The organism is Crocosphaera watsonii WH 8501, assembly GCF_000167195.1.
Taxonomy (GTDB): domain Bacteria; phylum Cyanobacteriota; class Cyanobacteriia; order Cyanobacteriales; family Microcystaceae; genus Crocosphaera; species Crocosphaera watsonii.
In genome coordinates, this window is sequence record NZ_AADV02000143.1 from 1 (window position 1) to 11,143 (window position 11,143).

11 protein-coding genes are annotated in these 11,143 nt (G+C 37.8%); all 11 read left to right on the plus strand.

The window, feature by feature from the left end; genetic code table 11:
• A partial coding sequence (locus CWATDRAFT_RS36305; protein WP_007307753.1) for a TIGR04372 family glycosyltransferase occupies positions 1-1,768 on the plus strand: 1,768 nt, incomplete at its 5' end.
• 66 nt (positions 1,769-1,834) lie between these two features.
• Positions 1,835-3,076 (plus strand): class I SAM-dependent methyltransferase, encoded by a 1,242-nt coding sequence (locus CWATDRAFT_RS25770; RefSeq protein WP_007307754.1) that lies wholly within the window; start codon positions 1,835-1,837, stop codon positions 3,074-3,076.
• A gap of 36 nt (positions 3,077-3,112) precedes the next feature.
• Positions 3,113-4,018, plus strand: coding sequence for an NAD-dependent epimerase/dehydratase family protein (locus CWATDRAFT_RS25775; protein ID WP_007307755.1), 906 nt, complete (start codon positions 3,113-3,115; stop codon positions 4,016-4,018).
• A 17-nt stretch (positions 4,019-4,035) separates the two neighbouring features.
• Positions 4,036-5,235 carry a class I SAM-dependent methyltransferase gene (locus CWATDRAFT_RS25780; RefSeq protein WP_007307756.1) on the plus strand — a complete coding sequence of 400 codons (1,200 nt, stop codon included), beginning with the start codon at positions 4,036-4,038 and terminating at the stop codon, positions 5,233-5,235.
• 4 nt (positions 5,236-5,239) lie between these two features.
• A complete protein-coding gene (locus CWATDRAFT_RS25785; protein WP_007307757.1) occupies positions 5,240-5,785 on the plus strand; it encodes a WbuC family cupin fold metalloprotein in 546 nt (181 codons plus the stop codon).
• The gene (locus tag CWATDRAFT_RS25790) at positions 5,763-6,974 is read left to right on the plus strand and encodes a methyltransferase domain-containing protein (RefSeq protein ID WP_007307758.1); all 1,212 of its coding nucleotides are present in this window, start codon (positions 5,763-5,765) and stop codon (positions 6,972-6,974) included. The genes CWATDRAFT_RS25785 and CWATDRAFT_RS25790 overlap by 23 nt, the downstream gene beginning before the upstream one ends.
• A 5-nt stretch (positions 6,975-6,979) precedes the next feature.
• Positions 6,980-8,044, plus strand: a complete 1,065-nt coding sequence (locus CWATDRAFT_RS25795; protein ID WP_050018381.1) for a Gfo/Idh/MocA family protein — start codon at positions 6,980-6,982, stop codon at positions 8,042-8,044.
• 127 nt (positions 8,045-8,171) lie between these two features.
• Entirely contained in the window at positions 8,172-9,170 is a 999-nt protein-coding gene (locus CWATDRAFT_RS25800; RefSeq protein WP_007307760.1) for an SDR family oxidoreductase, read from the plus strand.
• Entirely contained in the window at positions 9,167-9,616 is a 450-nt protein-coding gene (locus tag CWATDRAFT_RS25805; RefSeq protein WP_007307761.1) for an NUDIX hydrolase, read from the plus strand. The genes CWATDRAFT_RS25800 and CWATDRAFT_RS25805 overlap by 4 nt, the downstream gene beginning before the upstream one ends.
• Before the next feature lie 3 nt (positions 9,617-9,619).
• On the plus strand, positions 9,620-10,267 hold the full coding sequence (locus CWATDRAFT_RS25810) for an SIS domain-containing protein (protein ID WP_007307762.1): 648 nt from the start codon (positions 9,620-9,622) through the stop codon (positions 10,265-10,267).
• A 39-nt stretch (positions 10,268-10,306) separates the two neighbouring features.
• Positions 10,307-11,143 (plus strand): glycosyltransferase family 2 protein (locus tag CWATDRAFT_RS25815; protein ID WP_007307763.1); only part of this gene is annotated, 837 nt, incomplete at its 3' end.

Here is an 11,143-nt window from a genome sequence, read left to right on the forward strand (position 1 = left end):
AGCATACTATTATCAAGGAAATGCTTGGGTTGCTAAGGGAAATTACCAAGAGGGAATTAATGCTTATAAACAAGCTAATCGTTTAGGATTAAATAGTCAAGAGTTAATTCTCAATTGGGAACAGTCCGCTGCTAAGTTAGCAGGTCAATATATTGATCAGGGTAATCAACTGTTTTCGGAAGGTAAATTAGAAAAGGCTTTAATTGAATTAGACAAGGCGATCGCAACTAAGCCAGATTCACCATGGCCCTATTTCTATCAGGGCAATATCTATTTTTCTTTGCGTCAGTATCAAAAAGGAATGGCAAGTTATGATCAAGCTTTGTCATTGAAGGCCAATGTACCTGGACTAAATTTAAATTATGCTAACGTGCTACTTCGACAAGGTAAATTAGAGAAAAGCATTGACTATTTTCATCAAGAGCTAAGAAATGACCCTAATTGTGCTGAAGCTCATCACATGCTAGGAAATACTTTAGACAGATTGAACCGTTTTCAGGAAGCACTGCCCTATTGGGAAAAAGCAATCGCTCTTAAACCTGGCAATATGACGATTTACAATGATATTGCTTTGCATTTGATGTTTAGAGGCGAGCGAAAATCGATGATTCGCTTACTCGAGCAAGGTTATGAAGAACAACAAAAGAACGCATTAAAGGGAAATGTAGGGCAACAAGACATTCGTTTTTTGTCTTCTACTTGGAGTTCTGTTATTGGACACACAGGATTATTGGATTACTACATCAAAATGACCCAATTGGGATTAAATTCCCATCGCCATACTATTTTGTTAGCGAGGCCAGATCAAATCGTTAATCCTTGTTTTTTAGACTACTGGAAACCCTACATTGATATTGTTACTGAACCTGAATCCATTGAAAAATTAACCCCCTTGAGCGATTCCCTGCAAGATGTCTTAGCAGGGATTAGATTTTCTGACAGACGAACCCTACCCTACTTTGAAGCTTGGGCAGTAGTACAGCGAGAATGGGAAAAACAACAGAGATCTCCTCTATTGAGATTGTCAGATTCTCATCTTGAAAGGGGATGGGATTGTTTAGCTTCCCTTGGGGTTCCTCGTGATGCTTGGTTTGTTTGTCTTCATGTTAGGGAACCAGGGTTTCATCAGGATAAAAAAGGACTATATAAAACCTTTCGCAACGCTAATATTGATACTTATACATTGGCCATGGAAACAGTTCGGGAAAGAGGAGGCTATGTCATCCGTTTAGGTGATCCCAGTATGACACCTTTAGCTCCGATGTCTGGTGTTATTGATTACGCTCATAGCGACTTAAAGAGTGACTGGATGGATATTTTCTTGTGCGGGGCTTGTCGTTTCTATATTGGCACAACCTCTGGACTATCCCACGTTCCTCCGACTTTTGGAGTTCCTTGTGCTATGACTAACTGGACACCAATGGGGATTCGGTCACCCTATGGAGCAGATTTACTTATTCCTAAACTTTATTGGTTAGAAAGTGAGCAACGGTATCTTTCTTTAGCGGAGTCCATTGATCCTCAAATTGGCTATATTCAATATGCACCTTTCTTAGCGGAAAAAAGAATTAAACCCGTTGATAACAGTCCAGAAGATATTAATGCGCTAGTCATAGAAATGCTTGAACGCATGGAAGAAACAGGCAATTATACAGAAGCTGATCATGGTTTACAACGAGAGTTTGATAAAATTTCAGCTAAATACACTGCTTATTCGAGTCGATTTAGCCGAGATTTTTTGAAAAAATATTCCGATATCTTGTTCTAAAGATTAGAAGATTCGAGACTTTTCATTGTACTTAATTCCACTTATTTTTTATAATTCCTAGTAACCATGAATACTGAATACTATCGCCGAAATACTTGTCGTTTATGCGATAGCAAAAATCTAGAATTAGTTGTCAAACCAGCAGCAACACCACCAGGTGATCGCTATGTTTCTGCTGATGATCTTAATCAGGTTCAAAAAATTTACCCCCTAGACGTTTTTTTCTGTCGTGATTGTGGACTATTACAATTGCTTGATGTTGTTAGTCCAAATATTCTCTATGGCAATTATATCTATACCACATCCATTTCTTTAGGATTAGTAGAACACTTTCGTCAATACGCAGTTAACGTTATCGAAAGATTTCACCCCAAACCCAATTCTTTAGTGATTGATATTGGAAGCAATGATGGAACAATTCTCAGACATTTCCAAGCATTAGGAATGCGAGTTTTAGGGGTAGAACCGGCTACAGATATCGCGCAAAAAGCTACAGAATCAGGAGTGGAAACCCTGGCAACTTTTTTCAGTCCAGAAGTTGCCCAAAAAATACAATATGAATACGGAAAAGCCTCTATTATAACTGCTAACAATGTGTTTGCTAACATTGACGATTTATCGACATTAATAGAAAGTATTCGTTCTCTGTTATCTCCTAATGGTGTTTTTGTCATGGAAACAGGCTATGGAGTAGACTTAATTAAAAATGATGTCTTTGATAATATTTATCATGAACATATCAGTTACTTTAATGTTAAGCCATTGGCCTCTTTTTTCCGTCGTCATCAGATGGAATTAATTCATGTAGATCATGTAGAAACCAAAGGGGGATCTATCCGTTCTTTTGTACAATTACAGCAAGATTCTCCGCTTGTTGATGAGTCCGTAAAAACGATGATTCAACAGGAAGAAAGTTTGGGATTTGATCGACCTGAACCTTATCAAACTTTTGCTAACAAAATTGCACGAGTTAAAATTGAACTTATTGATTTATTGACCAATTTAAAATCCCAAGGAAAAACCATAGCAGGTTATGGTGCTTCTGTCGGAGTAACCACCTTACTTTACTATTTGGAACTGAGTGAATTACTCAGCTTTTTAGTAGATGATAACCCCATCAGACATAATTTATTTTCCCCAGGACATCATATACCTGTACTTCCCTCTGATACTCTGTATGAAAAGAAACCTGATTATGTCTTAATTTTAGCTTGGCGATATGCAGAACCCATTATGAAGAAACATCCGAAGTACCTAAAGCAAGGAGGTCATTTTATCCAATTTTTGCCAGAAGTAAAGGTTATCTAAAAATTTGCTGAATTACTCAAATGTAAAACTTGAATTATGTCCCCATCTGCTGTTACTTCATCTTCAATAAAGCGTGTGATTATTATGGGTCACAGTGGTTTTATTGGTTCTAATTTGTCAAAATTCTTTAACAATCATGTTCGAGGAGTTGAAGTTATTGGTCGTTCTTTACCTGATTTTGACCTCACTCAAGAATCTGATGTATTCTCATTAGCATCTCTATGTGATCAACAAACTGCCATAGTGATGTGTTCTGCGATTAAAAGACAATTAGGAGATACTTTAGATGCTTTCTCTCAAAATGTGCAGATGGTATCAAATTTGTGTCGCTTATTAGAGAAATATCCGGTTAAACGCTTGATTTATTTTAGTTCAGCTGCTGTTTATGGAGAGGATATCCATAATACTAATATCACTGAAACTACTCCGGTTCATCCGACGTCTTACTACGGTGGGGCAAAATACACCTCAGAATTTCTCCTTCGTAAACAGTTCTCAAAACTACCTGAAAGTTCCCTGGTTTGTCTTCGTCCAGCGACAATTTATGGCCCAGGAGATAGTGGTTCAGCTTATAGTCCCTCTGGTTTTATTCGTTCAGCTTTAAATCAAGATACCATTACTCTCTGGGGAGATGGAACAGAATTACGGGAATTTTTATTTATTGAGGATGTGGTTAAATTAGTTGATCAACTTACCTTTAATGAGTATGATGGTGTTCTCAACTTAGTTAGTGGAAAGAGTTACTCCTTTCGGGATATTCTTAACTTAATCAGTCAATGTTTAGATCTGGAATTAACCATTAATTCTCGTACTCGAACCAAAGCAAAAGTCGATAACTGTTTCGATAATAGCCATTTACAGGATATTTTTACTAGTTTTCAGTTTACTTCTCTTAAAGAGGGTATTAAGCAAACAATTAACTATCAAAAAAACTTGAATTAAGCTGAGACGATAATCTTATGAAACCCTGTCACATCTGCCAAAGTTCTGAAGTTGTCCAACTTCTAGATTTAGGAAAACAACCCATTAGTAATCGTTTTCTCCAAAGTCAACAGGAAAAAGAAGCAACATACCCTATTGTGGTTAATCAATGTTTAACTTGTGGAACAGTTCAAATTAATGATCCAATTCCCGCAACCGAAATTACCCCTCCTTATGATTGGATTACTTATCGAGAACCGGAAGCTCATTTAGATAGTCTTGCTGATACTCTCAGTAAATTACCAGGGATTACTACTAATTCAGTAATTGGGGGAATTAGTTATAAAGATGATCCACTTTTAGAACGGATGGAAAAACGAGGTTTTTCTCATCTTTGGAGAATTGAACCACAACAAGATTTAGCAATAAAGAATCCTCGTGCTGGTATAGAAATTATTCAAGAAAAGATAACCTTTGAGTCTGCCAAAAATATTGTTAAGACCTATAGTAAGGCAGATATTTTAATTGTTCGTCACATTCTTGAACATGCTCATAACCTTATAGAATTTATGGGAGCGTTGGGAGAATTATTAACTCCCGAAGGTTATATTATTTTTGAAGTTCCTGACTGTGAACTATCTTTAAGGCTATGCGACTATACAACAATCTGGGAAGAACATTTAGTGTATTTCACCCCAGAAACATTTCGTAATTGTTTTGGTTTTGGTGGATTTTCATTAGTTCATTTCGACCTGTTTCCTTATCCCTTTGAAAACTCTTTAATAGGGATAGGTAAACGGCAAAAATCTCAGAAGACTTGGTCAACTTCAGATAATTTGAAACAAGAAAGACAACGGGGAATTCTCTTTAGTCAAGGACTAGAAAAAAGACGCGATCACCTCGAAAAGTTTTTGGCTAAACATCAACAAGAACAGGGAAAAATTGCTTTGCTAGGAGCAGGTCATCTTTGCTGTGCTTTTGTTACCTTTTTACAACTCCAAGATTATTTTGAATTTGTTATTGATGATAATCCCAATAAACAGGGTTTATTTATGCCTGGTTCTCGTTTACCTATTTATCCCTCCACTGCTTTATTAGAGCAAGATATCAAACTGTGTCTTTTAAGTTTGAGTCCAGACAGTGAAACGAAAGTAGTCCAGAAAAATCAGGAATTTGTCGAAAAAGGAGGGACATTTGCTTCAATTTTTCCCGCCAGTCAATTAGCTCTTCAACTTTAGAAAAATGATTCAGTATAGAGAATTTAATCCTGAAGTGTTATACACAGATGATCCCATCATTAAAGTGTCCCAAGAAGATATTGAGTATCTTAAACAAAGATCTCAAAAAAATCCCCGTAAACGAATCCGCTTATGCGCTCATCCAGATGTTAATGATCAGCTTCATGAAATGCTGATTATTCACACCAGAGAAACTTATGTTAGACCCCATAAACACATAAATAAAAGTGAATCTTTTCATATTATTGAAGGGGAATGTGATGTCATTCTTTTTAATGAAGAAGGAGAAATGACGGAAGTGATCTCCATGGGAACTTTTCAATCAGGAAAACGTTTCTATTATAGATTGTCTAATCCTCATTATCATACTTTGTTGATTAAATCAGACTTTTTAGTCTTTCATGAAACTACAAAAGGTCCTTTTAATCGAAATGAAACTGTTTTTGCTTCTTGGAGTCCTTCGGAAGAAGATACGAAAGAAGTCGATAAATTTATCCAATTTTTAACAAACATTGAGGTTGATTATAATGACAAACAAAAAAGACGATAAACTTTTTCTCTATTATGAAAGAGAAAAGACATTACCAACTTTTGCCAGATTTAAAACAGTAGAAGATCTTGACAAGTACGAATCCCAACGGGCTAGAATCTTTACAGAAAAACTAAAATTACCCACCCAATTATTTAAGGGAATTAAATTATTGGAATTTGGTCCAGATTCAGGAGAAAATTCTCTCGCTTTTGCAAGATGGGGAGCATCATTAACTTTAGTAGAGCCAAATTCTGATGCTCACGTTCCTATTAAAAATTACTTGGAAAATTTCGGTCTAAAAGATAAATTAGATGTTCTAGTTGAAGAGGAAATATCTAAATTTACTTCTCAGAAGAAATATCAATTTATTGATGCAGAAGGATTTATTTATACTTTTCGTCCTGAGTCAATTTGGCTTAATCTTTTCAAAGACTTATTAGATGACCAGGGATTTTGTCTGATTAATTATTATGAAGCATCAGGAGGATTTTTAGAATTAATTTTAAAATTAATTCATGCCAAAACGAAGACACTAAGGGGATTATCTCCTGAAGAAAATGCTTGGCAATTATTTGAATCAAAATGGAACTCTATCCCCCATACTCGCTCTTTTAAATCATGGGTAATGGATGTTTTAGAAAATCCATTTGTAAGATACGAGTATTTCTTTGATGCGAGTGAACTTTGTCAACAATTATTTGACTATGGTTATTCAGTATATTCATCTTGGCCTAACTATCAAGATACTTTAAGTATTTATTGGCATAAAATGCAATTATCTGAAGCAGAAAAGCTGAATAATAACTTAGATTACATTGCCAGAAGTCGCTTAGGGTTTTTGTTAGGGAAGAAACTATTTTTAACGGTTCAATCTTCTGAGAAAGTGAAAGAAATTAATGATTATGCCCATCAACTCACTCGGGTGGTAGATCATGCAATTGATGATTTAGATTCTGATAAAATCTGGCAAGCTTATCATTACTTGGAACCGATTAAAAATATCCTAATAGGTGACACTGTACTCGCTAATTCTATTCAAGACAAGCAAGAAGCGATTAAACTGGTTGAAACCTTACAAACGGTTATGCAATTGTTGACTAAAAATGACTCTGATGACATTGAGCAATTTTGTAATACTAACCCACTTTTTATCAAAAGTTGGGGAATTCCTTATCATTTTATTGTCTTTCAAAAGCAGAAATCTTAGAGACAATGACCTCTGAATCTAATATGGTCAAGATTGGCATAGTTGGAGCAGGATTAATGGGACAATTAGCTCATCTAGCTAATTATGCCACTATTCCTAATTGCCGAGTGGTGGCTTTAGCTGACCCTAAGCCAAAGCGTCGCCAGCTAATAGCCCAACGGTATAACATTCCCCGAACCTATGCTAATCATTACCAATTGCTTCAAGATCCTGAAGTTGAAGCTGTGGTTGTCGTAACTCAAAGAGCTAAAATGGGACCTATCGCCTTGGACTGCTTACGAGCTGGTAAGCACGTTTTAACGGAAAAACCCATGGCTGCGACTTTAGAGCAAGCTAAACTCCTAGTTACTGAGGCCCATAAGCAAGGAGTTAACTATGTTATTGGTTATATGAAACGGCATGATGAAGGGGTTCAGCTAGGGAAAGAACTCCTCAATAACTTGTTAGAAAATCAATCTTTGGGTTCAATTATTTACGCTCGTTTTCATTGCTTTATGGGGGAGTTTTATTGTAATGTTGACGGTCACATTATTACTGATGAAACTGTAACAAGTAACAGTGAAGAATGGGCGATCGCACCTGAGTGGATTCCTGAAGCAAAAAAGTCTGATTATGCCTGGTTTTTAAATGTCTACAGTCATAATATTAATTTATTGCGATATTTATTAGGACAAACACCATCAGTAGATTATGTTCGTTTTCATCCACAGTATGGGAAAGTCGCCGTCTTTACCTTCGGTGACTATAGTGCTGTTTTGGAAGCAGGACAATTTGCTTATCGAGGATGGGACGAAGTAAGCGAAATTTATTTCACAAACGGTCGCTTACGTTTGGAATCTCCCCCAGGAATGTTAAAGAATGTACCAACCCGTGTGGAACTTTATAAAGGCCAAGGAGATATACACGAAGTATATCGTCCTCAATGTCATTGGACATGGGCATTTCGTCGCCAAGCTGAAGCATTTATTGAAGATATTCAACAAGGACGAGAACCCATTGCTAGTGGAGCAGATGCTATCGAAGATATTCGTTTGATAGAGCAAATGTGGCAAATGTTTCTTACAGCTTGATGTGAATATCTTAGAGAAACCTATCAATCAAATCGCTCCTAATGATTAATTATTGGTCGATCATCTAAAGATAATTATCAAACCTTATGTTCTAATAAAGCTTAACCGAATTTCCAGGAGATCTATTTTGATAAGTTCTAAACATTGCTTAGTAACAGGTGCGGCTGGATTTATTGGCAGTCATTTATGCGATCGCCTTTTATCTCTTGGCCACCGCGTTACCGGATTAGACAGTTTAATTGTCGGCAATCCTAAAAACCTAGAAAATGCCAAAACTCACCCACAATTTACCTTCCTTCATCAAGATGTGGCCGGCGTAACGCCACAAACCTTAGAAAACATCGATTGGATTTTTCATTTAGCTGGACTAGCCGATCTTGTCCCCTCGATCCAAAACCCCGAAAACTATTATCATTCTAATGTTCACGGCACCTTTGCCTTACTAAATGCTTGTCGTCACGCGAACATTAAACGCTTTGTTTATACCGCTTCCTCTACTTGTTACGGCATTCCTGACACCTACCCTACCCCAGAAACTTATCCCTGTTCTCCTGAACATCCCTATGCGCTAACCAAATATCTCGGGGAACAATTAGTAATGCACTGGGCTAAAGTATATAAACTTCCTGCCCTATCTTTGCGTTTATTCAACGTCTATGGTCCCCGTTCTCGTACTACTGGGGCTTATGGAGCCGTATTTGGGGTATTTTTGAAGCAGAAACTGGCTGGTCAACCTTTTACTGTTGTTGGCGATGGTAAGCAGACCCGTGACTTTACCTTCGTCAGTGATGTGGTCGAAGCGTTCGTTAAAGCGGCCCAGTCTGACGTGACCAATGAGATCATTAATGTGTGTTCAGGCCAACCCCAAAGTGTCCTGAGATTGGTAGAGTTACTCGGTGGTGAGATTACCCACATTCCCAAACGACCAGGGGAACCCGACTGTACCTGGGGAGATATTACCAAGGCCAAAACCTTATTAGGATGGGAACCCCAGGTTTCTTTTCCCGATGGTGTTGCCCAAATGTTAGACCATATTGAATTATGGCGCGAAGCTCCCTTATGGACACCAGACTCCATCAAAGAAGCAACGAAGGAATGGTTTGAATATTTGGGTAAGCAGCCATGAATCAACCTTTGATGGTGGTGAAAGCTATCATTTATCAAGGCGATCGCCTGCTACTACAACTCAGAGATAACAAACCGGAAATCTATTACCCAAACTACTGGGGACTTTTTGGGGGACTCATGGAACCAGGGGAACTTCCCCTAGAGGCGATTCGTCGGGAGTTGGAAGAGGAACTCGGCTGGAGTCCTCCTAATTGTCGTTTTTTATGTACTTGGGAAGACCCCACTATTCCTTCGATGACTTATTTTTTCCCTGTCCCGCTCACTGTAAACATCAGTTATCTTAAACTAACAGAAGCCCAAGCATTAGAATTATTTACCCTTAATGAGTTGACTAAACTGCCTATTGTGCCTACCGTTTTACGAATGCTACCCCAGGTTATTTCCTTAATGGACTGTCCTGAATTGAAAGCAGCTTGGCAAGATTCGCCGTTCTTTGTGGAGTGAACTATGACTTTTTCAACGTCCCCGCTATCTTTTGGTGTCCATTATTTTGAGCAACTAGCCCGTTTGAGTGAACAATTTCAAGCGAGTGATAATCAAGGCTATCCCCTCTCCTTTGCCGAAGGAGTGAATCAAGCAGCTAAAGTCGTCGCAGCGCAAACCCAACAGCAGACCAACAAGGTAATTTTTATTGGCAATGGTGGAAGTGCTGCCGTTGCTAGCCATCAAGCGATCGATTATTGGCGCAATGGCGGTTTTCGAGCCATTTCTTTTAATGACGGTGCGCTCTTAACTTGCATTGGCAATGACTTTGGCTATGAACAAGTCTTCAGTAAACCCATTAGTATGTTTGCTCAGTCTGGGGATGTTCTCATTGCCATTAGCAGTTCAGGACAGTCCGCAAATATCCTAGCAGGGGTTGAGCAAGCGCGTAAATTAGGCTGCTTCGTTATTACCCTCTCAGCCTTTAAATCTGATAATCCCTTACGTCAATTAGGGGATCTCAATTTCTATGTGCCTACTCAATCTTACGGCTTTGCTGAAATTACCCATTTATCCATTTGCCATTGTATTTTAGATGGTTTAATGAAAGGATTTTTGCCAGATTTCACTCAAGGCGAGAGTCCTGTGACTTGGGAGAAAAAAACCGCCTAGTCTCCATCCAATCTGGTTCTCAGCATAGGAGGTTTTCTATTGAATAGACCCACCTTGTCAGTTATTGTTCCCAACTATAATCATGGTGCTTACATTGGAGAGCAACTCCATGCTATTGTTCAACAAAGTCATCAACCATTAGAAATCTTAGTAATTGATGATTGTTCCACGGATAATAGCATAGAAGTTATTAATGAATGGGTTGAAAACAATCCCCTCATTAAATTAGTTTGTAATGAAAAAAATCTAAGCATTAATGATTCATTAAATCGTGCCGTAGAAATGGTATCAGGAGAATACCTATGTTGTTGTCCTGCTGATGATCGGATTTTACCAGGTTTTTTCGCTAAATCGATGGATTTATTAGTCCAATATCCAGAAGCTTCTCTGTGCTGTTCGGTACCCGCTTTTTTAGACGATAAAACAGGAATAATTGATCCACATAATGATTGGTATCGTTTTAGAGAAACCCCCTATTACGTGTCGCCCCAAGAGTTGATTGATGTTGTTGGCCCTGATAATCTCTGGATTGCAGGAGTAACTTGTATCTTTAAGCGCAATGCTTTTATTGAATCGGGCAAATATGTTAGTGATTTACGTTGGTATAGTGATTGGTTTATTTGGCATGTTATGGCATTTCGCTCTGGAATTTGTTACATTCCTGAAGCGTTAGCTGCTATCCGAGTTTTACCAACCTCTTATTCAGAAATGGGAAGAAAAGAAACTCAAGCCGAAACTGAGGTCGTTAAACATTTAGTTAAATTATTGCGGTCAGAGCAGTATAAAGATGTTCTTCCTTCATTTAAAAATTCTAAGTTATTGGATCACTTTTCTTTTTCTCCGGTACTTAAAAAAGTTTATCCTAATGTCGTCAGA

Bases quoted from the DNA above. Each gene is read 5' to 3' on its own strand.
- CWATDRAFT_RS25770 (WP_007307754.1), top strand. From the start codon at position 1,835: ATGAATACTGAATACTATCGCCGAAATACTTGTCGTTTATGCGATAGC.
- CWATDRAFT_RS25775 (WP_007307755.1), top strand. From the start codon at position 3,113: ATGTCCCCATCTGCTGTTACTTCATCTTCAATAAAGCGTGTGATTATT.
- CWATDRAFT_RS25780 (WP_007307756.1), top strand. From the start codon at position 4,036: ATGAAACCCTGTCACATCTGCCAAAGTTCTGAAGTTGTCCAACTTCTA.
- CWATDRAFT_RS25785 (WP_007307757.1), top strand. From the start codon at position 5,240: ATGATTCAGTATAGAGAATTTAATCCTGAAGTGTTATACACAGATGAT.
- CWATDRAFT_RS25790 (WP_007307758.1), top strand. From the start codon at position 5,763: ATGACAAACAAAAAAGACGATAAACTTTTTCTCTATTATGAAAGAGAA.
- CWATDRAFT_RS25795 (WP_050018381.1), top strand. From the start codon at position 6,980: ATGACCTCTGAATCTAATATGGTCAAGATTGGCATAGTTGGAGCAGGA.
- CWATDRAFT_RS25805 (WP_007307761.1), top strand. From the start codon at position 9,167: ATGAATCAACCTTTGATGGTGGTGAAAGCTATCATTTATCAAGGCGAT.
- CWATDRAFT_RS25810 (WP_007307762.1), top strand. From the start codon at position 9,620: ATGACTTTTTCAACGTCCCCGCTATCTTTTGGTGTCCATTATTTTGAG.